The sequence below is a fragment of the Singulisphaera sp. GP187 genome (assembly GCF_900129635.1).
GTDB lineage: Bacteria > Planctomycetota > Planctomycetia > Isosphaerales > Isosphaeraceae > Singulisphaera.
The window spans coordinates 2,591,486-2,616,213 of the sequence record NZ_FSRB01000001.1 but is presented as its reverse complement, the minus strand read 5'-3'; the positions used below and the strand labels follow the sequence as shown (position 1 = coordinate 2,616,213).

At 63.0% G+C, this 24,728-nt stretch carries 18 protein-coding genes; 13 read left to right on the top strand and 5 right to left on the bottom strand.

The features are described from left to right. Positions 1-326 precede the first annotated feature (326 nt). From BUS42_RS10205 to BUS42_RS10190, 4 genes are all read left to right on the top strand, one after another. Entirely contained in the window at positions 327-1,712 is a 1,386-nt protein-coding gene (locus BUS42_RS10205; RefSeq protein WP_074306819.1) for a Mur ligase domain-containing protein, read from the top strand. Continuing rightward, a complete protein-coding gene (murB, locus tag BUS42_RS10200) occupies positions 1,669-2,550 on the top strand; it encodes a UDP-N-acetylmuramate dehydrogenase (protein WP_074306818.1) in 882 nt (293 codons plus the stop codon). Before BUS42_RS10205 ends, murB begins: the two co-directional genes overlap by 44 nt. Positions 2,551-2,628: 78 nt before the next feature. Continuing rightward, the gene (locus BUS42_RS10195; RefSeq protein WP_074306817.1) at positions 2,629-3,654 is read left to right on the top strand and encodes a cell division protein FtsQ/DivIB; all 1,026 of its coding nucleotides are present in this window, start codon (positions 2,629-2,631) and stop codon (positions 3,652-3,654) included. Between the two features lie 159 nt (positions 3,655-3,813). Next, a complete protein-coding gene (locus BUS42_RS10190) occupies positions 3,814-5,763 on the top strand; it encodes a preprotein translocase subunit SecA (RefSeq protein WP_074306816.1) in 1,950 nt (649 codons plus the stop codon). A gap of 29 nt (positions 5,764-5,792) precedes the next feature. On the opposite strand, the gene BUS42_RS10185 is transcribed toward BUS42_RS10190, so the two are convergent. Then, positions 5,793-6,794, bottom strand: a complete 1,002-nt coding sequence (locus BUS42_RS10185) for a DUF1570 domain-containing protein (protein ID WP_083670534.1) — start codon at positions 6,792-6,794, stop codon at positions 5,793-5,795. A gap of 287 nt (positions 6,795-7,081) precedes the next feature. Here BUS42_RS10185 and BUS42_RS10180 point away from each other — a divergent pair, with 287 nt between their 5' ends. Further along, entirely contained in the window at positions 7,082-8,074 is a 993-nt protein-coding gene (locus tag BUS42_RS10180; protein WP_074306815.1) for an ROK family protein, read from the top strand. Between the two features lie 152 nt (positions 8,075-8,226). Here BUS42_RS10180 and BUS42_RS10175 read toward each other — a convergent pair whose 3' ends face one another. The 3 genes from BUS42_RS10175 to BUS42_RS10165 form a co-directional block, all read right to left on the bottom strand. Further along, on the bottom strand, positions 8,227-8,793 hold the full coding sequence (locus BUS42_RS10175; RefSeq protein ID WP_074306814.1) for a hypothetical protein: 567 nt from the start codon (positions 8,791-8,793) through the stop codon (positions 8,227-8,229). 103 nt (positions 8,794-8,896) lie between these two features. After that, positions 8,897-9,886: a DUF1559 domain-containing protein gene (locus BUS42_RS10170; RefSeq protein ID WP_074306813.1), complete on the bottom strand. Its 990-nt coding sequence runs from the start codon at positions 9,884-9,886 to the stop codon at positions 8,897-8,899. A gap of 228 nt (positions 9,887-10,114) precedes the next feature. Next, on the bottom strand, positions 10,115-10,741 hold the full coding sequence (locus tag BUS42_RS10165; protein ID WP_074306812.1) for a GntR family transcriptional regulator: 627 nt from the start codon (positions 10,739-10,741) through the stop codon (positions 10,115-10,117). Between the two features lie 487 nt (positions 10,742-11,228). Here BUS42_RS10165 and BUS42_RS10155 point away from each other — a divergent pair, with 487 nt between their 5' ends. Genes BUS42_RS10155 through BUS42_RS10135 form a run of 5 tightly spaced genes read left to right on the top strand, consistent with a single transcriptional unit; the run spans position 11,229 to position 19,718 of the window. Continuing rightward, the gene (locus BUS42_RS10155; protein ID WP_074306810.1) at positions 11,229-14,579 is read left to right on the top strand and encodes a PSD1 and planctomycete cytochrome C domain-containing protein; all 3,351 of its coding nucleotides are present in this window, start codon (positions 11,229-11,231) and stop codon (positions 14,577-14,579) included. A 49-nt stretch (positions 14,580-14,628) separates the two neighbouring features. Further along, positions 14,629-16,032, top strand: coding sequence for a DUF1501 domain-containing protein (locus BUS42_RS10150; RefSeq protein WP_254053425.1), 1,404 nt, complete (start codon positions 14,629-14,631; stop codon positions 16,030-16,032). A 42-nt stretch (positions 16,033-16,074) separates the two neighbouring features. Next, on the top strand, positions 16,075-17,106 hold the full coding sequence (locus BUS42_RS10145; RefSeq protein WP_074306809.1) for a M14 family metallopeptidase: 1,032 nt from the start codon (positions 16,075-16,077) through the stop codon (positions 17,104-17,106). A gap of 45 nt (positions 17,107-17,151) precedes the next feature. Then, positions 17,152-18,273 carry a mandelate racemase/muconate lactonizing enzyme family protein gene (locus BUS42_RS10140; RefSeq protein WP_074306808.1) on the top strand — a complete coding sequence of 374 codons (1,122 nt, stop codon included), beginning with the start codon at positions 17,152-17,154 and terminating at the stop codon, positions 18,271-18,273. Further along, complete coding sequence (locus tag BUS42_RS10135; protein WP_074306807.1) at positions 18,273-19,718, top strand: MFS transporter; 1,446 nt, start codon at positions 18,273-18,275, stop codon at positions 19,716-19,718. The genes BUS42_RS10140 and BUS42_RS10135 overlap by 1 nt, the downstream gene beginning before the upstream one ends. A gap of 161 nt (positions 19,719-19,879) precedes the next feature. On the opposite strand, the gene BUS42_RS10130 is transcribed toward BUS42_RS10135, so the two are convergent. After that, positions 19,880-20,746, bottom strand: coding sequence for an SMP-30/gluconolactonase/LRE family protein (locus tag BUS42_RS10130; RefSeq protein WP_074306806.1), 867 nt, complete (start codon positions 20,744-20,746; stop codon positions 19,880-19,882). Positions 20,747-21,239: 493 nt separating this feature from the next. On the opposite strand from BUS42_RS10130, the gene BUS42_RS10125 reads away from it, so the two are divergent. From BUS42_RS10125 to BUS42_RS10115, 3 genes are all read left to right on the top strand, one after another. Beyond that, the gene (locus BUS42_RS10125; protein ID WP_254053424.1) at positions 21,240-21,542 is read left to right on the top strand and encodes a hypothetical protein; all 303 of its coding nucleotides are present in this window, start codon (positions 21,240-21,242) and stop codon (positions 21,540-21,542) included. 133 nt (positions 21,543-21,675) lie between these two features. Next, positions 21,676-22,863: an acetyl-CoA C-acetyltransferase gene (locus BUS42_RS10120; RefSeq protein ID WP_074306804.1), complete on the top strand. Its 1,188-nt coding sequence runs from the start codon at positions 21,676-21,678 to the stop codon at positions 22,861-22,863. Positions 22,864-22,939: 76 nt separating this feature from the next. Next, complete coding sequence (locus BUS42_RS10115; protein ID WP_254053423.1) at positions 22,940-24,547, top strand: acyl-CoA carboxylase subunit beta; 1,608 nt, start codon at positions 22,940-22,942, stop codon at positions 24,545-24,547. Positions 24,548-24,728 lie beyond the last annotated feature (181 nt).

Here is a 24,728-nt window from a genome sequence, read left to right as displayed (position 1 = left end):
CGACCGGGAACCTTGGCCCAAGGACAAGGGGTGTCTCGACAAAAACACAGGGGCCGCACAACCGCGACGAGAGAAGTGCTCTCAATCTAATAGAGCCCATTGCGGAAGGATAGATGTGAGAGACGCGGTGGTTTGTTCGTTTCCTTGACGCCCCCCAGAGCGACGGCTAACATGATTCTGCTGAACGGGTGGTTCCGGTCGTCGGGAAAGATTGCGAGCGTTCTGCCTGTCGAACCGATAGTAGGGTTTGGGGGGCGGAAGAGTGGCGGCCCGTGTTGGCCGTCACCTGCTCGTCGAGTATCAGGATAGACCGGGGGCGCTCGCCGATGGATCGGTTGCGACGGGGGGAAACCCGCGCGGAAGTCGCGCCTGCGCATGCGCATCTGGTGGGCATTGCGGGTCGTGGCATGTCAGGCCTGGCCCAATTGCTCGTGCAGCGTGGCATGCTGGTGACGGGGTCTGAGCCATCGAGCCGCCCCGCCGTTGAGCGGCTCAAGCGACTCGGTGCCCGGATTCATGCCGGCCACTCTCCGCGGGGGGCTCAGTTCCTCGTCTATCACCCTGAGGTCGGGCGCGATCATCCCTCGCGGCTCGCCGCCACCCGGCGCGGCATCGATCAGGCGTCGGTCGGCCAGTGGCTCGGCCTCATGATGCGTCAATCGATCAGCCTGGCGGCCGTGGGCCGGCGGACAGCCTCGATGGCCTCGGCGATGATCGGCTGGACTCTAACCCGGGCCGGACTCGATCCGACGATCGTGCTCGGCGCGGAGGTGCCTCAGTTGGGTGGTTGGGGCCGCGTCGGCTCGGGCCCCCACTTTGTGGCCGAGGGGATCGAAGGACCAGGCGAGATCGGTCCCGCTGCGCCGCGACTGGCCCTGCTCCTGGATCTGGTGGAAGAGTGTCCCTGGCTTGTTGAAGACCGAAAGGCGGCGATCCGACAGTTCGCGTGCTCGGTTCCGGCGGACGGTTATGTCCTCGCACTTGAGGACAATCCGATGGTGGCGGAGGCGGTTCGTGACCTGGCGCCGGTGGTGGAACGGATTTCGCTGGATCGGCCGAGTGACTGGTGGGGCGCCGACCTACGCGAGGATCGGGGCTGCTTCCGGTTCCGGGCGTTTCACAAAGGTCGATTCGCGGTTGAGGTTCAATTGCGCGTCCCCGGGCGTCGAAACGTGTTGGGGGCTCTGGCGGCGGTGGCGGCCTGCGACCGGCTTTCGGTGCCGATTCAGGAGATTAAACAAGGGTTGGAGGAGTTCACGGGGCTTTCTCGTGATTTCGAGTCACGGGGAAGCTATCGAGGTGTTACGCTGGTAGATGACGCGGGCTGTGACCCCGAATCGGTCGCCGAGACATTGTCGATCGCCCGCCAGGTCTTTGGACCGCGTCCGATCTGGGCGGTGATCTGTACGGGCGAGGACGCGAGGAGCGCCGCGGCGGAAGCCGGTTATCCGACCGCGCTGGCCACGGCGGACCATGTCTTGGTCACTGAGGGAAGTCAGGTGGGTGGGGGGCGGAGGGCGAATTCGCTCGTGGAGGCCCTGATCGCGTCCGGAGTGAACGCCCGAGAGGCGACCGGGCTCGACGATGTGATCCGTGAGCTGGATAGGAATCTGGAACCCGGTGACGTGCTGGTGACGCTCGGGGCTGGCGATGTGGGAACGATAGCCGATGCATTCATTCGACGACTTTCGCGCGATCATCAAGGCCGATGAGCCGCTGGCACCCCATATCTGGTTCCGGCTGGGTGGTCCGGCGGCGTTTTTGGCTCGGCCAAGGACGCTCGACGAACTGGTCGGCCTGCTGCGCCGTTGCCACCAGGAGCAGGTCCCGGTCAAGATCCTGAGCGGGGGCTCGAACGTCTTGGTCCGCGATGAAGGGGTGAAAGCCATGGTGATCCACCTGGAGAGCCCGGCCTTCTCGGACGTGACCGTGCGCGACAACATCGTCGAAGCCGGGGCGGCGGTCCCGCTGACCGCCTTGATCTCGCAGACCGCGCGCTCAGGTTTAGCGGGTCTGGAGTTCCTCACGGGGATCCCCGGCACGGTCGGCGGAGCGGTCCGCGGCAACGCCGGCGATCGCCAGGTCGCGATCGGCCAGCTCGTCCGCAAGGCCACGGTGATCGACGCCTCCGACGAGATTCAGGTCCGCGACCGCGATGACCTGAGCTTCGCCGATCGCGCGTCGAACCTCGATGAGCCCGTGATCCTCTCGGCCGAGTTCGAGCTGGAAGGCTCCGACCCCGAGGCGGTCGTGCGGCGGATGCGCCGGATCTGGATCGTCAAGAAGGAGAACCAGCCGTACGGCCACCAGTCGTCGGGCTGCATGTTCAAGAACCCGACCGCGGACGTTCCGGCCGGCACCTTGATCGAGCAGGCCGGGCTGAAAGGGACGCGGGTCGGAGGCGCGGAGGTTTCTGACCGGCACGCGAATTTCATCGTGGCCCAGCCGGGCGCGAAGGCGGACGATGTGCTCCACCTGATCGACCAGATCCGCCAACGGGTCTGGCAGCAGTTTGGCTACGAGCTCGAGCTTCAACTTCAAGTTTGGTAAACGGTTGGTGGAATCCCTCGTGTCTGGTTTCCGGACATTGCCCCCGTTCTGGTCGAGCGAGCCGCAGGAGGCCAGGTGATGGAACACCGCGAACCTCCTCGGATCGCGACGGCCGACGAACCGGCGGATGAGACGGATCGCGATCCGGCTCGGGGCCGTCGCTTTGCACGCTTCGTCACGCCGCCGAGCGTGCGCCGACTTTCACGGCCGCGGATCGTGCTGGCGATTCTCGCGACCGCGGGGCTGTTGTACGCCTTCTCCCTGGCCGGGCTCCACGGGCTGCGGTCGCTGCGGACCTTTGTCCACAAGCAGGATGAGTATCAACTCGCGTTCAGCGCGATTGTGCTCGAGCCCCCGCCCCCCGGCTGGTATCGAGGGGGATCCAAACCGTTCTTGGAGCGCGTTCTCAAGGAGAGCGGTCTGCCTGAGCGGTTCTCGCTCCTCGACCTGGATACCGAAAAACTCAAGCTTGCCTTTCAGCGCGATGGCTGGGTTCGCAAGGCGGTGGTCACGCGCCACAATCCTAACCGAGTCGTCGTGCACCTGGACTATCGTGAGCCGGTGGCTTTGGTGTCGGTGGAACATTCCAAGACTGAATTGATCGACCAGGATGCCGTGATCCTCAATAAGGATGACGTCATCCTGAATGTCGCGGCCACCGTGCAGCTCGAACGTGTGAATCAACCCCCTCCGTTCAAGCGCAACACGGGCGAATCGTGGAAGAAGGCGAGCGGCCCCAACCGAGACTTACCCGTGGTTGACGAAGGCGTGCTTGCGGGAGCCAAACTTGCCAGCTTCTTGAGGTCGATGCAGCGTGACCACCTCATCAAACGCGGCCCAAACCTGTTCCAAGCCGTTGTCGTTGACTTGGAGTCGAGACTCTGGGTGCAGTCGGGAGCGAACTTGCTGGTCCTCTGGGGGATGCCCCCCAACGAAGAACGGCCCGGTGAACTCTCCTACTCCGAGAAGTGGCAGGTGCTCAGCGACTGGATCAAGCAGTATGACCAGTCTAAGAACGCCCCAGAGATGGACTACTACTTCGCGTTCGATGGAGCCCATATTACAGACGCCGGGACTCGCCCTCGCAAGAAAAAAAGCCCCTGATCGATTCGCGCCGGGAGAACTTGGGGACTCGCTGTCCCGTTGTCTTGGAAGGTTGCGCGCGGCGGGGCAAGTTCTCCAACCGAATGATGAGAGCCGGACAGAACTGGCCCGATCGTCGGGAAGAACATCTTGAAGGTCAGCCGAGGAGGAGCACGGGTCATGGCGAGTCGACTGGGCCCGAAGTGGTTGAACCAGGTGCGGACGATCGCGGGACCGACCCATCAAGGGCGGCTCAGCCGTTACGCCGTCTACGCGGCGCAGATCAACGCGATGGAGCCGACGCTCGAAAAAGAGAGCGACGCCCAGATCGCCGAGCGGAGCCGGCAACTCAAGCTCAAGGCACGGCAGGGCGACTCCCTCAACGGCTTGCTCGTCGAAGCCTTCGCCCTGGTGCGCGAGGCGGCCAAACGCACTGTCAAACAGCGGCACTACGACGTCCAGATGGTCGGAGGCGCGGCGATTCACAACCGCTGTATCGCCGAGATGGAGACCGGAGAGGGCAAGACCCTCGTTGCGACTCTCCCCACCTACTTGAATGCGTTGCAGGGTAAAGGCGTTCACGTCATCACGGTGAACGACTATCTCGCCTCCCGCGACGCCGAGTGGATGACGCCGATCTACAACCTGCTCGGAATGAGCGTCGGCTGCATCCAGACCGGTCAGCCCGACCCGGTCCGACGCGCAGCCTATGCGTCCGACATCACCTACGGGACGAGCAAGGAGTTCGGCTTCGACTTCCTCCGCGACGAACTCAAGCGGCTCCAACTCGGTGACACCCATCGCAAGTCGTTCGAACAAGCGTTTCTCGGTACGGGCGCTCACGCCGAGTCCGAGACCCCCGTGCAGCGCACCCACCACTTCGCGGTCGTGGACGAAGCCGATAGCATCTTGATCGACGAGGCCCGAACCCCGTTGATCATCGGAGCGAACAACCAGCCGACCCAGGAGGAGGCCGCCGCCTACTACGGGGCCGACGAGCTCGCCGCGACCCTGATCCGCACCAAGGACTTCAAGTACGATCCGGCCGAGCGCAAGGCGGAACTGAACGCGACCGGACGCCGCAAGGTGCAGGCCGTCGCCGGCCACTCGTCGTTCGTTACCCTGACGGTGGATGGGCTCTACGAGTATGTCGAGCGTGCCCTCCGCGCCCAGATCGCCTACCTGAGGGATCGCGACTACGTGATCTCCGGTGACGAGATCGTCATCGTCGACGAGTTCACCGGCCGTATGATGCCCGGCCGCCAGTGGCAGGATGGGCTCCACCAGGCGATTCAGGCCAAAGAAAAGCTCGAAGTGACCCTCGAGACAATCACCGCCGCGCGGGTGACCGTGCAAGACTTCTTCTTGAAGTACAAGAAGCTGGCCGGGATGACCGGGACGGCGGCGAGCGATGCGGCGGAACTGCGGCGGATCTATAAGGTCAAGGTGTTCAAGGTCCCCACCAACCGTCGTTGCAGCCGGGTCTGGATCGAAGACCGGGTCTTTTCCAACGAGTCGGAAAAGTTCCAGGCGGTGGCCGACCAGATCGTCGCCTGGCACAAGCTCCAGGTTCCCGTGCTGATCGGTACACGCTCGATCGAGAAGTCGGAGAAACTCAGTGCGCTCTTGAATGCCGCCAAGATCGAACATCAAATCTTGAACGCCAAGAACCACGAGATCGAAGCCCAGATCGTGTCCCAGGCCGGGCAGCCGGGTCGAGTGACGGTGGCCACCAACATGGCCGGTCGCGGAACCGACATCAAGCTGACGGAAGACGTCTCCAAGAGCGGCGGGCTCCATGTCATCGGCACCGAGCGGCACGAGTCGCGGCGGATCGACCGCCAGCTCGCCGGCCGTTGTGCCCGGCAAGGGGATCCGGGGCATTGCCAGTTCTTCGTCTCCCTCGAAGACGAGATCATCGACGCCTACGGCGAGAAGCCGGCCGCCCGAATTCGCCGCCGCTACAAGGATCGAGGCGAATTGACCAGCGGGTCGATGCGCCGGCTCGTCCTCAGCGCCCAGGCGAAGAAAGAGCGGCAGCACTTTCGCGATCGCAAGATGCTCATGAATTACGAAAAACAGCGTGCCGAGATGAGGAAGAACATGGGCCTCAACCCGGTTCTCGGTTGACGCCGCCCAGATGATTGATCCTCCACTTCTCAGCGGCGGAGCTGTTTATTTGCGTACTGTTTCAGGTCTTTGTCGAGGCGAGCGAGCTCGCCGAGATGGGTCCTGGCATCCTCAAGGCGGTGCGACGGATCGCGCCGCTTGCGGAGTGCGTCGAGGTAGGCGCGAAACTTCGTGAGCTTCGCCGGCGTTGACCTCATGAAGTAGTGCACGAAGACCCAACTCTCCGCATAGGCGACCTGGACGGTGTCCGGATCCGTGAACAGGTCGTCCTTGGTGAGGAGCTCTTGCACCGGAATCCAGGCCGCCTGGCCGCCAGGCTGGGTGAAGACGGCTAGACGCGCTGAGTTCGTCACGCCCAGCGTCGAGCGCTGATTGGACTGCTGCCAGAGCTCGCCGAACGTCGCGAACCCTTCGCTGAGCGCGACGGGGACGTCGCCCACGCGTTCGAGCAGGCCCGTATTATAAGTCAACTGGTGGATCGCTTCGTGGACGAGCGTGAACGTGTTCACTCGTTTGGACGCGGCACGCCCGTCGTCATTGTGCCGGGAGTCGAAGACCACGAGCTGGTTCGCGTCGACGTCGTAGTGCCCGCCCACCTCGGCTCCCACGTCAGCCCCTTCCCCAGGGCCCACGAACGCCTTGTACGACTCCTTATCCTTCAGGATCACCATGATGAGGCCTGATTCGGGAGTACCGACCTCGAACCCTTTGGCCTCGAAGTAATCGCGATAGAGCTTGGCCAGCGACTCGCAAATCGAAAGCGCATCGGCGCGGAAGTCGGCGGGGGCATCACCGATCCCCACGTACTGCTTCTCCTTGGACTCAGTCACCTGGAAATCACCGAGCTTGGCCTTCTTGGCTCGCGCCAAGATGGAGGCAAGCTCAGCCGAGGTTGTTTCCGGTGGGGGCGAGCACCAACCTGAGCGGGACGTGGCAAGCCCGACCGCGCCGAAGAGTGAGCCGAGCAGCCACTGTCGCCTCGGGATTCGCTGGTCCCATCGGCTGAGTTGTGTCACCGGCGACTTCGGCATGATCGTTCCCTTTTTTTTCTTTCGGAGAATCCGGTCGGTTCGAGTCTGGCGCGGTTCGTCGCTCACTTGATCAAGCAGGACGAACGCGTCGTGGTTCGTATTCATTATAACGCGACGGAACGACGGTGGTTTTCCCAGGGAATTCAGAAGAATCGGCGGTTGCGATCCTGATTCAAGCGGGCTGGCCGGGCGACCCTGTCGACCGCTCCACGCCTTTCCTGATAAACTGAGACAGGAGTGGAAGATAGGTTTCCCTCGACTTGAATCTGATTCACTGAGACTTCTCAATGAGCGCCGCCCGCCGCCCTCCGTACTATCTTGGAATCGATCTTGGTGGCACGAATATCAAGAGTGGCGTTGTCGACGACGCCGGCCAGTCCTGCTCCTCCGTCAGCATGAAAACAGAGGCGGCGCGAGGGGCCGACGTGGGCTTGGAGACGCTGGCCGAAGCGGCCCGCCGGGCCGTCAAGGCATCAGGTCTCGACTGGAAAGACATCGAGGCCGTCGGACTGGGCTCGCCGGGCACGATGGACATTGAAGCGGGCCTGCTCCTCGATCCTCCCAACCTACCGGGCTGGGACAACCTGCCGATCCGCCAACGCCTGGCCGACCTGCTCCACAAGCCGACCTTCCTTCAGAACGATGCCAACGCCGCGGCTTACGGGGAATACTGGGCCGGCGCCGGCCGCGATGCCAAGAGCCTCGGGCTGTTTACTCTCGGCACCGGGATCGGCTGCGGGATCATCGATCACGGGCGAATCATCGTCGGTCGTCACAGCAACGGGGCGGAATGCGGACATCTGATCATCCAGATGGAAAACGCCCGCCAGTGTTCCTGTGGCGCCTACGGCCACCTTGAGGCCTACGCTTCGGCCACCGCACTCGTCAAGCGTGCCAACGAAGCCCTCGAGGAAGGAATCTCCTCACGATTGCACGAGGCACGGGCCAAGGGCGTGCTCACGAGTCGCGCGATCGCCGAGGCCGCCGAGGCAGGGGACGTGCTCGCCCGCCGCCTGATGCGAGAGACGGCCCGTTATCTCGCCGTCGGCGCCGTGAACTTGATGAACACGATCGACCCCGACATGATTCTGTTCGGTGGGGGAATGATCGCGGCGGGGACGACCCTTCTGAATGATATCCGCGGCGATATCCAATCGCTCGCGTTTCCCATCCCGGCCGCCTCGATCGTGATCGAGTATGCCGCCCTGGGCGGTGATGCCGGCTACATTGGCGCAGCGGGGTGCGCAAGGCTCATGCACCAAGGGGCGTCCGCCTCTTGAGTGAACCAGGCGGTGCGTTCTGCGTCAGCACTCGATGAGTCAGCGCCGGTGGGCCGTGCCCACCCTACAAAACAGGATAGGTAAATCCGATTTTGTAGGGTGGGCACGGCCCACCATGGGGAATTCGGCCTGGGTGGAACGGCCACTTCGCTTCAGTGCGAGATCTCAGCGGTCCCATCTTCTTTGATGGTAATATTCACCGTGTTCGAGCCGCGGCCCACGCTCGCCTTGATGTTGGACGTACTCGGATTACCAAGCTTTTCAGGGATGGTGATCCGAAACACTTTTCCATCCTTGTCGGTAAAGGTGGGGACTTCGGCTTTTTTCGTGAAATTGGTGCGTGTGCCCGCTTGAGTCTTGGCGATCATGAACTCCCGGGGCGAGGTCACGGGATCGGGCATTGCCTTTTGCGGTGAGTCTGGCATCGGTTCAAGCCCGACCACTGCAACTCGATGCAAACCAACGATGGCGCCGTCACCCGATTCTTCGGTCGACATGGTGAACGAGCCATCGCTCGTAATCGAGCCCACGGCCGCCGGACCGTTCGTACCCCGCGAAGTATCGGGCTCGAACATGATGGTGCCGTACGTGATCGGTTGGCCCTTGTACGTCACTTTGCCGTGGACCTTGGCGAGATGAAGCCCATTGTTCGCGCCGCAACCGGCGGCCGTCGTCAAGGCTGCAACGAATAAACATACGAAAGTATTTTGGAATTTCATGGCAATCTCCCGGCAATGGATCTCGGCTAGGGAGAGCCGCCCTGTCAGGCCGTATGGCTCGAAAGGGCGGCTTCTGGTTGACCGCGGTCCAAGCGATGAAGGCTTAGTAGGAGTCGGCCGAGATCACCTCAGACTTGGCCCGAGTGCTGAGTGCGGTGTAAGTTCTCGGGTTGATCGTTTGCTTAATGAATCGAATGGAGCCGTCGGAAAAACAGAAGTTGGCGCCTCCCGCATGCTTGCTCTTGAATGCGAAATTGTAGACCTGGTTGCGGAAGCAGTGGGTCGCCTGGACCGAGGTGATGTAGGCGGTACTGCAAACCGTCCCGTCGGTTGCGTCCGTTTCTCCATCCTTGAGGTTCGTCTTCCAGTTGAGCGGGATGATTGACCCACCATACGCACCGTGGCCGTTGACCCAGAGGAGTTGGCCGTTGTAGTGAGGCGAATTCTCCCCGACCAGGAAGGTATTGCTGGTCCCGTCACTACAACTCGCCAACGTCGTCACCGCGCCTGAACTGCAATCGCCGAACATGCCGGAGAAGGTGTTTCCGCAACCCCAACTCCGTCCCGCCGGTTCCGTGGAATAGATGTCGAAGATCGGGTTGCCGGTCCTCTGGTCGCCCCAACTTACAATGTAATTGAGAGGGGCTGCCGTATAGGAAGTCCCTAGATCATTGATATTAGTCCACTTGCGATCGTTAAAGAGTCGATTCGAGTCGTCGGAAGGGCAGAGGTAAGTGGCGATGAGAGACGTGTAGACGGTCTTGTGCTCAACGCTCATGTCCGCCCCATTCGCCAACGAGAAATTAATCGCGTTGTAGAGGTTGGTTTGCTCCATTTGAGGCAGAATGAAGACCGACCACGCCCACCAAGAACCACTCCAGCCGACGTTGACCATCGAACCAGGAGGAAAACTACCGAGCGTGTCATGGTAGTTGTGCATGGCCAGGCCGACTTGCTTCAGATTGTTGACGCATTGGGACCGCCGTGCCGCCTCGCGGGCCGCCTGAACGGCGGGGAGGAGCAACGCGATCAAGACGGCAATGATAGCGATGACGACCAGCAATTCGATCAAGGTAAAGCCGCGACGGCGCATGAGAGGACTCTCCTTACCGGGGTTGAAGTATTGACGCGAAGTGGAAGTCAAACAGCCAGACCCTTCCGCACTGGAGAGATGGACTCGGATGAGAAATCTTCTTTACGATGCCGATCCATGAATGCTTCTTAAAAAATCAACTTGCCATGTTTGTTGAAAATCGAGATATTAGCAATATTGGATGCATGAGTGCAGTCAAGCTTGTCGGTGGGTTCAGCCGGCCGCAAGTCATGCAATCTTTTCCTTGAGCAACCGCGTGGCGCTGGCCAGATCTTTGCCGCGGAACGATTCGAGGATGGCGCGGTGCTCCTCGTAGATCTCCATGGCATTCTCGTACCGACGTTGGGTTCGTCGGAAATGGAAGCGGATCCGGCCGACCAAGGTTTCCCAGATCAGGATCAGGTCGGGCTGTCCCGCCCGCTTCACGAGCACCCGATGGAAGGCGATGTCTGCCTCGGCGATCGCGTGGTAGTCGCGACGTTCGCAGGCATCCTGCATCCGTTCGAGGATCTCTTCCCAGAGGATGAAGTCTTCCTCCTGCAACTCGTCAAACGTCAGTTGCAACGCATAGACCTCAAGGGTACGCCGGATCGGGACGATGAGATTGCGGATCTCCCGAGGCGCTTCGGGGGCCACGATCGCACCTCGATTCGGTCGGCTCACCAGCAGACCTTGCAAGGAAAGGGTCTGGACCGCCTCCCGGACCAGGCCCCGGCCCACTCCAAATCGCTTCGAGAGTTCGGCCTCGGTCAACCTCGAGCCGACCTCAATCCGGCCCGAGAGGATTTCCTCACGCAATTGATTGGCAATCCGGCTTGATCCTGAGGAGTCGGCCGCTTCTTCTGTTGCTGCCATGGCGAGTCGTTCTCAAAAGACCAAAAGTGCTGACAAAGCGCCACGCGCCGATGACGCCCAGGCGCATCGGTGAAGACAGAAAGCTTAGATCCGGGAGCATGTCATCGAAACAAATCGGAGAGGAAGGCACACGTTCATTCCGACCGTGTCGACCGATTGTCGCCAATCAACTCTTGATTGTCTACAATCTTCCGGAAGAAGACGATCGCTTTTGTGAATTTTTTTTCGAGCCGGCCGATGAATGGGGGTGTGAGATTATTGTCGTCAATCACGTTCCGATTGTCTACAATCTTCTCGGAGGTGGATTTTTCGGCCCAAGACCCAGGGATGGGCTGCGAATTTTCCGAAAATGGCTAGTGGATTGTCGACAATCTTGTTTGGATTGTCTACGATTTGCTGGGGGATGACTTCTCCGGCCTCGACGCTCTTCTCGAGAGGCGCGATCGACTCGCTATTCCGACCCCAGGCGTTCGAGCGAGCTTTAACCATGCCTGACGACCGGCTTCGACGCAGAATCGTGTGTTTGGCGGCGACCCTCGTCGCCTTGCTTCAGGTCGTCGTGGTCGCCCAGCCGACGGCGGACCTCGAGGCGTTCGAGAAGGATGTCCGGCCGCTTTTGATCGAAAGTTGCGGCAAATGCCATGGCGCTGAGAAGCAGAAGGCGGGCTTGCGGCTCGATGCGCGACAATTTCTGCTGGAGGGGGGCGAGTCGGGGCCTTCGATCGTCGCCGGCCGGCCGGACGAGAGTCTGCTGATCGAGGCGGTTCGCCAGGACGGCGACGTGAAGATGCCCCCCGGTCGGAAGCTCGCTCCCGAACAGATCGCCGCGCTCGAGCGTTGGGTCGCCGCGGGTGCCCCTTGGCCCGCCGGCCAGGCACCGGTCGTCGATCGTCGCAAGGAGGCCTGGGCACGTCACTGGGCATTTCAGCCGGTCGCCGACCCCCAGCCACCCAAGATCAACGACGGTGCCTGGTGTCGAACTCCGATCGACGCGTTTTTGAAGGCAGGGCTGGAGGCGAAAGGGTTGGCCCCGTCGCCCCCAGCCGATCGGTATACCCTCATCCGACGCCTCAGCTACGATCTCACCGGTCTGCCGCCGAGGCCTGAAGAGGTCGATGCGTTCGTCGCGGACACCGACCCCGACGCCTACCCGAAGCTGGTCGACCGGTTGCTCGCGTCGGACCACTACGGGGAACAGTGGGCTCGCCATTGGCTGGACGTGGCGCGCTACGCCGACACCAAGGGCTATGTCTACGGCCGTGAAGAGCGATTCCTCGTACAGGCCCCTGCCTATCGCGACTGGGTGGTGAAGGCGTTCAACCGCGACCTGCCCTACGACCGGTTCCTGCTCGATCAGATCGCGGCGGACCAGGCCGAGCCTGACGATCGCTCGGCGCTGGCGGCAATGGGATTCCTGACCGTCGGCCGGCGCTTCTTGGGAGTGACGCACGACATCATCGACGATCGGATCGACGTTCTCACTCGTGGCACGATGGGGATGACGGTCGCCTGTGCCCGTTGCCACGACCACAAGTATGACCCGATCCCGACCGCCGATTACTACTCACTCTACGGGGTCTTCCAGAACTGCACCGAGCGCCTGGTGCCGATCGCCGAACCAGCCTCGCGGGACGACGCCTATCGGACCTTCGAGAAGGAACTCGAACTGCGTCGCGAAAATCAGCGCAAAGGGATGGCGGAGAGCCGTGCCGAGGCCGCAAAACGAGTTCGCGAGCGGATCGCGGCGTACCTGCTCGTCCAGCGCGATCTGTCGAAGGTGCCCCAGGAAGATTTTTCCACCATCCTAGGCACGGACGATCTGATTCCGGGCTTCGTGGGGCGCTGGCAGGCCTATCTTGCCAACGCCGCGAAGGTCGATGACCCGATTTTTCGCCCCTGGCGCCGGTTCGCGGCGTTGAGTGACGCCGAGTTCGCCGTCAAGGCTCCGGTCGTGGCCCAGGAACTGATTCGGGCCGGTGCGCCTGCCTTGAATCAAAGAGTTGCCGATGCGTTTGCCACTCCGCCGGCGACCATCCAAGAGGTGGCCGAACGTTATCGCAAACTCTTCAGTGAGGTCGATCACCGCTGGCAGGAGTCGCAGAAGCCTGCGGGCGCGACCGCCTCGTCTGCTCCCGCGGTCTTGGCCGACCCGGACGACGAGGCACTGCGACAGGTCCTCTATGCGGATCGATCCCCTTGCCAGGTGCCCGGCGAGCCGATCGTGACGACCGAGTGGTTCTATGATACGGGCACCGTCGTCAAGTTGTGGACCCTCCAGGGGGAGGTCGATCGTTGGTTGATCCAGTCACCACTGGCCCCGCCACACGCGGTGGCCGTTGTTGACCGCGCGGAGCTCCGCGAGCCGCGGATCTTCAAACGCGGCAGCTCGGCGAATCGAGGCGATGAGGTACCGCGCCAGTTCCTCTTGGCGATCGCGGGGCCCGATCGAAAGCCGTTCGCCCAGGGGAGCGGCCGCCTGGAACTGGCCCGTGCGATCATCGATCCGTCCAACCCACTGACGGCTCGGGTCTGGGTCAACCGGATCTGGATGCACCACTTCGGCGCGGGGCTGGTCCGCACTCCCAGCGACTTCGGCATTCGGGCCGAGCCGCCGAGCCATCCCGAACTGCTCGACTGGCTGGCCCGCCGCTTGGTGGGGGAGGGCTGGAGCACCAAGGCGATCCACCGGCTCATCCTGCTCTCGGCCGCCTATCAACAGCAATCGAGGAGCCCGGCGGACGCCGCGGCCCGCGACCTGGCACTCAAGGTTGATCCTGAGAATCGGTTGCTCTGGCGGATGAACCCACGCCGTCTGACCTTCGAGGAAGCGCGCGACACCCTCCTCACTGTGACCGGGGAGCTCGACCACGGCATGGGCGGCCGGTCCACGAACCTGTTCCCAACGACGGGGACCAACACCCGGCGCTCGCTTTATGGCTTGGTGGACCGTCAGTTCCTGCCGAACGTGCTCCGCGTCTTCGACTTCGCCAATCCCGACCTCCACATCCCGATTCGGAGCGAAACGACCGTTCCGCAGCAGGCCCTGTTCGCGATGAACCATCCGTTCCTCGCCGACCGTGCCCGGATCTTGGCGGGTCAGCTCCCGACCGACGACCCCGACGCCGCGATCCGCCGACTGTTCCGCGCGGTCTACCAGAGGGATCCGACCGACGCGCAGCTTCAGGCGGCCCGCGCCTTCCTTGCCGCGCCCCTCAATGAGGGGGCTCCGGTCGTTCCTCCCGAGACCCTGGCCTGGCAATACGGCTTCGGTGCGGTGGATCCGGCGTCGGGTCCGGCCCGTACGGACTTTCAGCGGCTCCCCCATTTCAATGGATCGGCGTGGAGCGGCGGTCCGCAATGGCCCGATGCCAAGCTCGGTTGGGTGCAGCTCACCGCTCAAGGAGGGCACCCGGGCGACGACCTCAAACGCGCCTCGATCCGCCGCTGGACGGCCCCGATCCACGGCAAGGTGGCGATTCAGTCGACCCTGGTGCATGCGGAGGCCACCGGTGACGGCGTTCGCGGCTGGCTTGTTTCCAGCCGTCATGGCGTCCTCAAGACGGCGCCCGTGCATAACAGCCGACTCGATTTCAACGCCGACTCGATCGCCGTGGAGCCGGGTGATACGATCGACTTCGTCGTCGACATTCGCGATGGCCTGAACAGCGATCAGCACCTCTGGACCGCCAAGATCCGCGAATTGGGCGACTCCGCGGGCGCGGCCACGACCTGGGACTCGGCCCGTGACTTTTCCGGACCCCCCACCCGCCAACTGAAACCGTGGGAGCAACTGGCCCAGGTGCTTCTGATGGCCAACGAATTGATGTTCGTAGACTGAACCAATGGGGGATGAGGCCATGCCCGACCACACGCAAGATCCATCGCGGATGAGCCGCAGAAGCCTGCTCCAGCGCTCCGCGCTCGGCCTGGGGGCGCTCGGTCTGGGCGACCTCTTCAGCGAGCAAAAGGCGTACGCTGGCACCGCTCTCGAAGGCGGGGTAGGGGATGCCCTGGCGACGAAGTTGCCCCATTTTCCGGGCAAAGCCAAACGGGTCATCCACTTCTTCCTCAACGGCGGGCCCAGCCAGGTCGACACGTTCGACCCCAAGCCGGCGCTTTTGAAGTACGCGGGCCAGCCCGCGCCCGATCACCTCAAGACGGAGCGCAAGACCGGCGCGGCGTTCCCCTCTCCGTTCAAGTTTCAAAAGTATGGACAGAGCGGCATCGAAGTCAGCGAACTGTTCAGCAAGACGGCCCAACACATCGACGACATTGCCGTCATCCGCTCGATGGTCGCCCAGGTGCCCAATCATGAACCATCACTGATGCTCATGAACTGCGGTGATTCCGTGCTTTCACGACCCAGCGTTGGCGCTTGGGTGATGTACGGACTCGGCACCGAGAACCAGAACCTCCCCGGCTTCGTGGCGATGTGCCCCAGCGGATTGCCGATCAAGGACTCCGAGAACTGGCAATCGGGCTTCCTGCCGGGAATCTTTCAGGGCACGTTCATTGACCCTCAGTATACGGAAATCGATAAGCTGATCGAAAATATCCGGAGCCCGCACGCCACCCAGGCGGTCCAGCGCCGGCAACTCGACCTCTTGCGCTCCCTGAACGCCGAGCATCGCGAACCGAGGGTCGATGCCCGGCTCGACGCCCGCATCCAGTCGTTCGAGATGGCCTTCCGGATGCAGATGGAGGCCGCCGACGCGTTCGATATCGTGCGGGAGCCGCAATACATCCGCGAATCGTATGGCAACGGCGTCCACGGCCGTCAGACCTTGATCGCCCGTCGCCTTCTGGAGCGTGGTGTCCGTTACGTTCAGCTCTGGCATGGCGCGGGGCAACCTTGGGATCATCACGCCCAGATCGAGCAGAATCATCGCAAGCTGGCGGCGGAAATCGACCAACCGATCGCCGCGCTGTTGACGGACCTGAAACAGCGAGGGATGCTCGAAGACACCCTTGTGATCTGGGGCGGTGAATTCGGCCGGACACCCACCGTCGAGCTTGACGGTAATGGCAAGTCCGCGCTCGGCCGCGATCATAATCACTACGGTTTCACCGTCTGGATGGCGGGCGGTGGCATCCGCGGTGGGACGATCCATGGCGCCACCGACGATTTCGGATTCAAGGCGGTGAAAGATCCGGTCAGCGTTCATGATTTTCATGCGACCATTCTTCACCTGCTTGGTTTTGACCACGAACGATTGACCTACCGTTACGCCGGCCGTGATTTTCGCCTCACCGACGTTCATGGACAGGTCGTGCGCTCGATCCTGGCCTGAGCTTTTGTCCCCTTCCTCTTTTCTCGCGGGAAGACCGAACGCATGACACGGATTGTGGCTCGTCCCGACCGACTCGACCTCGATTCCCCCGGCCGGCGCGACTACTGGGTCGCCCTGGAACACGACAGCGTCTGGGGCGACCATTTGCTCCCCCTGACGGTCTGGGTGGGCCCGGAGGCACAGCCTGACCGTGGCCTCGTCGCCTTCGGATCCAACCACGGCAACGAGTACGAAGGGCCGATTGCGCTCAAGCACCTGCTGCGTGAGATCAAGCTCGAGGATGTGCGCGGCCGGATCATCATCATTCCCGTACTGAACCCTTCTGCGTTTCGCACCGGAACCCGCGAGAGCCAGGGGGACGACGGCGTCAACCTGAACCGCGCGTTCGTTGATGGGGCGGGGGTCACCCCGGCCCTGGCCGGCATCACTCACCGGATCGCCGCGTTCGTCCGGTCGTCGATCTGGCCTCGGGTTCACACGGTCCTCGACCTCCACTCCGGCGGCGATGTCGCCCGCTTTGCCCTTTGCGCCAACTACCACCCGGTCGACGACCCGGCGCTCGCCGCCGAGATCGAACAGACCGCCCGCTGGTTCGGCACCCCTTGCCTGATGGTCTACCAGAACGTCACCCCCGGCCTACTGCCGAGCGAGGCCGAACGGCTGGGCAAGATCACGGTCGGCACCGAGCTGGGATGGGGCCGCGCGGTGAACGTCGACGGTGTTCGCTACGGCAAACAGGGCGTGCGCGCGGCGGCGATCCATCAAGGCCAGCTTCGCGGCGAGATCGAGCCGATCGACTATCACAAGGCGGGGACTCAGCGTACATTGGAAATGGTCGACCGCGACTGCTTCACCGTCGCCCCGTTCGACGGCCATTATGAACCGCTGGTGGAATGCGGCACGGCCGTGCGTCGCGGCGAGACAGTCGGCCTGCTTCATGATTTTGATCATATTGACATGGATCCATGGCCAGCAGTGGCCGGAGTCGACGGCGTTGTGCTCGCTCAGGCCTGGGCCTCCCAGATTCCCCGAGGCCAGCATATCGTCGTTGTCGGCCGCGACATCTCCGCCTGATTCGGGTCCTTGGCTGGCCATCTACTCACCCGCTCGGAAGCGTGCATGAAAATCACTGAGATCGTTTGCCAGATCCTTCGCATCCAGAACGTTGAGGCGAAGACGGCGAGCAGCCAAGACTCCGTCCTGGTGCGAGTCCGGACCGACAACGGTTTGGAGGGGATCGGCGAGGCTGACTCGTCTCCGGAGATGGTCAAGGCCATCATCGACGCCCCGTTCAGCCACAACATCGCAACCGGTCTGCGCTCGCTGCTGATCGGTGAGAATCCGCTCGAAACCGAGCGGATCTGGCAGAAGATGTACCGTCGGACGATGTACTGCGGCCGACGGTCGACGACCATCACCGCCATGGCGGCCATCGACATGGCGCTCTGGGACCTCAAGGGCAAGCACTTCGGCGAGCCGATCCACCGGCTCCTGGGGGGAAAGCTCCACGATCGCTTCCCCGCCTATGCCTCGATCTTGTTCGGCCGCGACGGCAAGGAAACCGCGGCGATCGGCCGGCGCTGGCGCGAGGCCGGCTACCGCGCGGTCAAATTCGGCTGGGAGCCGATGGGGCAGAGTGAGGCCGTCGACCTCGACCTCGTCGCCGGAGCGCGGCGGGGGCTGGGCGATGACGGCACTCTGCTGATCGACGCCGGCTGTGTCTGGGATGCACGGACCGCGCTGGAGCGGGCCAAGGCGTTTGCCGACTTCAAGATCGGCTGGCTCGAGGAACCACTCGGCCCCGACGACTACGAGGGCTATCGCTGGCTCCGCGACCGTTCCCCCGTCCCGATCGCGTCGGGCGAGGAAGAGTGCGGGCGGCAGTCGTTCCGCCCCTTGATCGACGGCCGCTGTCTCGACGTCTACCAGGTCGATCTCTCGCGCAACGGCTTCACCGAGGCCGCCTACATCCGGCAACGCGTGGAGGAGATTGGCGCCCGACTCTGTAACCACTGCTACACCAGCCCGGTCACGGCCGCCGCCAGCCTGCACTGGCTGTCGACCTGTCGCGACGCCTTCCTCTTTGAAGACTGCGTCGAGGATTCGCCGCTCCGGCACGAGCTGACCTTGGAGAAGATTCAGGCCGAGGACGGCTGGATCCTCGTGCCCAACCGCCCCGGCCTCGGGGTCACGATTAACGAGGACTTCGTCCGATCCGTCCTCATTAGCGAGTCGCGCTGATGACGGAGTCACGGCCCGCTTCGCCGTCCGCCGCGCCGACGAGCGTCCGCTACCGGGTGCTCGGTTTCGCCTGCACGCTGTCGATGATCACCTATCTCGACCGGGCCTGTTTCGGCGTGGCGGCCCCGTCGATCGCGGGCGAGCTTGGCCTGACCGACGTCTCCCAGCTCAAGTGGGCGATCACTTCGTTTGCGATCGCCTACGCCGTCTTCGAGATTCCGGCCGGGGCGATGGGCGACCTGATCGGTCCGCGTCGCACTTTGATCCGGATCGTGGTCTGGTGGTCGGCCTGCACGGCCCTCACCGCCGCGGTCGGCCTTCGGGTCGGCGGGACCCTGGTCGGTGGCCTGGGCGCTCTCATCGCCCTGCGCTTTCTCTTCGGTGCGGGCGAGGCGGGCGCCTATCCCAACATTACGCGGGCGCTTCACAACTGGTTTCCCGCGCGAAGCTGGGAGATGGCGCAGGGGCTCGTCTTCATGTCGGGCCGGCTCATCGGCGGCCTCACCCCGCTGATCCTGGCAATTCTGGTCGGCGGAACCGCCACCTCCGCTCCGCTGATGGGCTGGCGATCGGCCTTCCTCCTGTTCGGCATGATCGGCCTGGTCTGGTGCGTTGCGTTCGGCCTCTGGTTTCGCGATCGCCCCGATGATCACCCCGGGGTCAACGCCGCGGAGCGCGACCTGATCGGCTCCGAGTGGAATTCCTCGACCACTCACTCGCGCGTCCCCTGGCGGGCCTTGCTCACCAACCGGAGCCTGTGGGCGCTCTGCCTGATGTATTTCTTTATCAATTATGCCTGGGCATTCAATATGACTTATTTGCCCACCTACATCGAAGAACGCTTTTCGATGTCGGCGGGCGACAAGTTCGGCGCGATGTATAAAGGGGCGCCCCTCTGGATTGGAGCGGCCGGCTGTTTCTTGGGTGGGTTCTGCGTGAATGGGCTGGCGCGTCTCCTGGGGGATCGACGGCTGGCCCGGCGCGTGCTCGGCATGACCGCGCTCTCCACCGGGGCGGCCTGCTGGTGGGGTGCCAGCCACACCGATAACGTTCACCTGTTCTGCCTCCTGATCTCCCTCGCCGCCTTTTGCGTCGACCTGACCCTCGGTTCCTCCTGGGCCACCTGCCAGGATCTTGGCCGCGAGCACGCCGCGGTGACCGCAGCCTGCATGAACACGATCGGAACCCTCGGCAACGCCCTGGCTGGCTGGTTAACAGGGACGCTGGTCGAGCGCTCCCTCGCCACCCGGGCGGCTGCGCAAGAGCTCACGATCACCCAACTCCCCTCGATCGACCGCCATCTCGCCGTCCTTTCCGGTTACGATTCGGCGTTCGCCACGTATGTCGCTGTGTTTATCATGGCCGCCTTGTGCTGGACCTTGATCGACCCCTCGAAACCGATCGCCGTCGATCAACCTCCCGTTGAGCCGGGACTGCTTGCATGATCCCGAGGCGAGCGGGGAGGGTGAGGTCTTTGGCTGAATTGAAGGATGGACATCGTTGTGAGATCGACAGCCAGCGCAGTGGTATGGCTCAGTGTGAAATAAAGAAACCGGTGGTCAGGAGAAAAGGCAGGGTCACAGTGGATTCGGGCCTAGTTCGAGTCCTATCTGAACCCCTCCGGGAGTCGTCGATCGAACTCGGCGTTCGGGATGAGCCACTTGGCCCTGTAGGCCGCACCCATCTTTTCGACCTGGGTGACCCCGTGCCTCATCCCAAGATAGATCGCTCCCGACGGAGCCAGGATCATCGACTTCGGGTCGAGTCCGCCCCAGAAGGCATCTTTCAGGAGCACGTCGATACTCCCGGAGTCAAGATGGACGCGAAGCAGTCGGTCATGCGTCGCCACGATCAAGGCCCCGTCGGCACCTATGACGGCCGTCTCCGGAGCCCCCTTCAGATCGACAAAATGCTCCGAATGCCAGAAACCATCTCCGCCCCTGGTCAAGCGGATGATCCGGCCGCGTGAGATGGTCCCGTGTGCGATGCCCGACAAGGCCAGCAGTCCCGCGTCGGTCTTGAAGAAGCCGGAAACTTGGTCGCCCGAGATCTTGTACCGCTTCTTCCCGTCGGGCGAGAACCACCAGAGCGCGCCACCCCACTCGCCCTTGTCGAAGCCAATGACCCAGCCGTCGGTCACTTGGACGCTAAACCACTCCCCGGAGAGCCCCTCCTGCATTGAACCCTGCTGGATGGTGAAAGGCATCGGCGGATACGCCTCCTGCCTCTCGGGGTAGGGTGAGCCCTTCTCCCGAGCGTCGATGCGCGGGCGCACCGACGGTCGATCGCCGCGCAGGAGGACGACCCACTCATGTTGGGAGTCGGCGTTCGCGGCGTTCCAGCGATCGTCGCCCACTTGGGGCGGTGGTAACGTGATCCAGTTCGACAGGTCGGTGGGGGAGTCGATCAACCCGGCGGCTATGCCCATCGGGGTAAGCAGCACGGCCAGAACACAGCCAGCGATCCGACCCATTGAGGGCTTCTCCTGGTGCGAACTCAATTCTCTACATCGTCCTTTTAGCAGACCGGCGTCGCCGTAAATTCTTGTCAATGGTATCAGAAACCGCCTGGCCCGGCGATTCTCGCAACGCCGTTTCCGCGTACGGGCGGCCGCCGGGACGAACCCCTTGGGATGTGCGGTTCGATCAACGCCCATGAAGCTTCGGTGATGTCGCCAGGTTGGTGGTGTGTTCTGGTGCTACTTATGCGTTGTTCGGGTGCTTTTATGTTCCCCTTATGGGACAGTCTAGGCGAAGTGCCAGCGCCCAGCCGGGGCTCGCTCGCCTGAGGAAATCAGGGGATTCTGCATCCACACAATCCGAATAATAGGATGTGCCGAACCTGATTTTGAGGTCTGTCCGACTTGCCAAACCGCCTCTGACTACGTACTATTTGTATAGATGGAGGCGCCGCCAATGATTCATGAGCGCGGTCAGTCGTTCGGGACTCAAACGCGAGACCAAACGGTGTTGAGCCACCTATATTTGACAATCAATCAAAGCCTTTACCTGGTGGAGCCGCTCGAATGCGGACCGGGTGCCGCTTTGCGTGCGTTTCGCTTGAATAAGGCGGATGGGACGCTCTACGACGTGGCTCAGACGAGTTTCGGGCCTGAGTGCGACTGCCCTGATTTCGTCTTCCGCCGCGCCGGTCTCGATCCGTTGGGGTGTAAACACGTCAAAGCGCTCGTGGGTCAGGGGTTGATTGAGGCCGGAGCGGCCGCGAGCGCCCCAACCGAGCGGGATCGACGGATTGTGCGTCGTCGTTGACCTGTCCCTCGGTGGCTCTTAGAATCCCCTTGGTGGTGAGGCTATGTCGCCGGTCTTTTGGGACGGCGCGGCATGGATCGTGCGAGGTAGGCATCAACGGATTGCCTCCCTACCCAATCTCGAGGGGACCGCTATGTCGCGTCCGATTCCCGTGATTCTCTCGGCTTGTCGGACGCCGATCGGCCGCTATCTCGGTGGCCTGTCCGGTCGGTCGGCGGTGGACCTGGGGGTCGTCGCGGCCAAGGAAGCGCTGGCGCGATCCCAGGTGGATCCGGACCAGGTCGACGAAGCGATTGTGGGGAACGTGCTGGCGGCGGGTCTCGGCCAGGCTCCGGCACGACAAGTCGCGATTGGTGCCGGGATCCCGACGAAGGCCAGCGCCTTGACGATCAACATGGTCTGCGGCTCGGGCTTGCGGTCGGTCATGCTCGCGGCAACGGCCATCCGTGCGGGGGACGCCGATGTTGTTCTTGCCGGGGGGATGGAAAGCATGAGCAATGCCCCCCACCTGCTTCGAGGAGGGCGCAGCGGCTGGAAGCTGGGCGACGGGGTGCTGGTTGACTCGATGCTGCACGATGGCCTGACCTGCGCGGTCGAAGGCTGGCCGATGGGCGAGGCTGCCGAGCGGACGGCCGATATGTGTAAGCTCTCGCGTGAAGAACTTGATAGTTTTTCATGCGAGAGCCATCGCCGTGCTCTCGAGGCGCAGCGTTCCGGGGCCTTCGACCTTGAGATCGTCCCGGTGACGATCGAGGGCAAAAAAGGGGTCTCCACGACGATCAAGGGCGATGAAGGGCCGCGGGCCGAGTCGGACCAGGCGGCCCTGGCGCGGCTCAAGCCGGCATTCTGTGCCGAGGGGGTGGTGACGGCGGGTAACTCGTCGAGCCTGAGCGATGGGGCGGCGATGTTGGTGGTCGCCTCGGAGGCGAAGGCCGAGCAGTTGCGGGTCCGACCGGTCGCGCGGATCCTCGCGACGGCCATCTCGGGCCTTGACCCGTGCGACCTCTTTCTCGCTCCCATCGGCGCGATTCGAGCCGTCCTGGCCAAAGCCAGGCTAACGCCCCAGGACGTTGATCTCTACGAGATCAATGAGGCGTTCGCCTCGCAGTTGCTCGGCTGCGTGAAGGGGCTGGAGATCGACCTCGCTAAGGTCAACGTCCACGGAGGTGCGATCGCGCTGGGGCATCCGATCGGTGCCAGTGGCGCTCGCGTTCTCGTGACACTCGTTCATGCTCTTGAACGTCATGGCAAGAAGATCGGAGTCGCCGCGCTCTGCCTCGGGGGAGGCAACGCCGTGGCCTTGGTCGTGGAGCGGGCTTGATTCGCGGGGTCCTTTTGCCAAGAAATGACAACACGATATGCCGGCCGCTGAATCAGGCACCGATCACCGACGTCCCATGGAACCCGACCTGCGCGAAGTGACCGTGCGCCTGCTCGCCGAGGCGGACGGGATCCGCCAAGGGGGCGGGTCCGAGGCGATCGCGCGGCAGCATGCCAAAGGACGAAAGACCGCGCGCGAACGGATTACCGCCCTGACGGACCCTGATTCGTCATTTCTTGAGCTCGGGCTCTGGGCCGGCTATCAGTTGTACGAAGAGTGGGGCGGGGCCCCGGGCGCGGGGGTGATCACGGGAATCGGCGTGGTCGCCGGGCGGCGTGTGATGGTCATCGCCAATGATGCCACGGTCAAGGCCGGCGCGTTCTTCCCGATGACGATCAAGAAGGTGCTCCGAGCCCAGACGATCGCGGGGCGGAACCGGCTGCCACTGCTCTACCTCGTCGATTCTTCGGGCGTCTTTCTGCCGATGCAGGATGAGGTCTTTCCCGACGACGACGACTTTGGCCGGATCTTCCGTAACAATGCCGTCCTCTCGGCGCAAGGGGTCCCCCAAATCGCCGCGATCATGGGCAACTGTGTGGCTGGAGGGGCGTATCTGCCGGTCCTCTGTGACACGGTGCTGATGACCGAAGGCTCCGGCCTCTACCTCGCCGGTCCCGCCCTGGTCAAAGCGGCCATTGGCCAGGATATCACGCACGAGGAGCTCGGTGGCGCGGGGATGCATGCGGCGATCAGCGGGACGGTCGACTACCACGAGCCCGACGACGATTCCTGTCTCGCCCGCTTGCGCCGGCTGGTCGCTCTGCTCCCTCCCGATCCCAAGGGATCGGCCGAGGGGGTTCCCGTCGATCCCCCGGCGCGATCGGCCGACGATCTCTTCTCGATCGTTCGGACCGATCCCTCGGCGCAGTACGATGTGCGCGACCTCCTGGCGGCGCTGGTCGACGGCGGCCGGTTCGACGAGTATCGCGCCGATTACGGCAAGAGCTTGTTTTGCGGGTTCGCCAGGTTGGGGGGAATTCCCGTCGGGATCGTGGCCAACCAGCGGCTCCGGTTCCGGCCCGAGGGGGGAGGTCCTTACCAGTTCGGCGGCGTCATCTATGCCGATAGCGCCGACAAGGCGGCCCGTTTTGTGCTCGATTGCAACCAATCGCGAGTTCCGTTGCTCTTCATCCAGGACGTCAACGGGTTCGATGTGGGCCGCGATGCCGAGCGGTCGGGGATCATCCGCCGGGGCGCCAAGCTCGTGAACGCGGTCAGTAACAGCATTGTTCCGAAACTGACCCTGATCGTCGGCCACTCGTTCGGCGCGGGGCACTACGCGCTCTGCGGCAAGGCGTTCGACCCGAATTTCTTGTTCGCGTGGCCGGGTGCCCGTTATGCCGTGATGGGCGCTCAGCAGGCGGCTCGGACGATGCTCGACGTCCAGGTTGCCACCGTAAAGCGGCAAGGCAAGCAGGTTGACGACCGCGAACTGAACGCGATGGCCGATGAATTGCGGGCCCGGTACGACCGCGAGACCGATATCCGCTATGCGGCGGCCCGAGGTTGGGTCGATGCCATCATTGATCCTCTGCAAACCCGTGAGGTCCTCGTCCTGGCGCTCGACGTGGCGACACGACAGCGTGAGACCGATGGATTTCCGGTCGGTGTCTTTCAGGTCTAAGCTCAGTTTAAGAGTCTGTCCAAAAGGTGAATCCCACGGGGGTTTTTGATGATCTGCCGGGTGCCATGCGGTTCCGTACTTGGAACCCATGTGGGAATGCTTTGGCCTGGCGCGCACGGGTTCCGAGTACGGAACCCGTGGCACCCAAACGTCCTTCATTTCCCGGTTCACCCTGACCTTC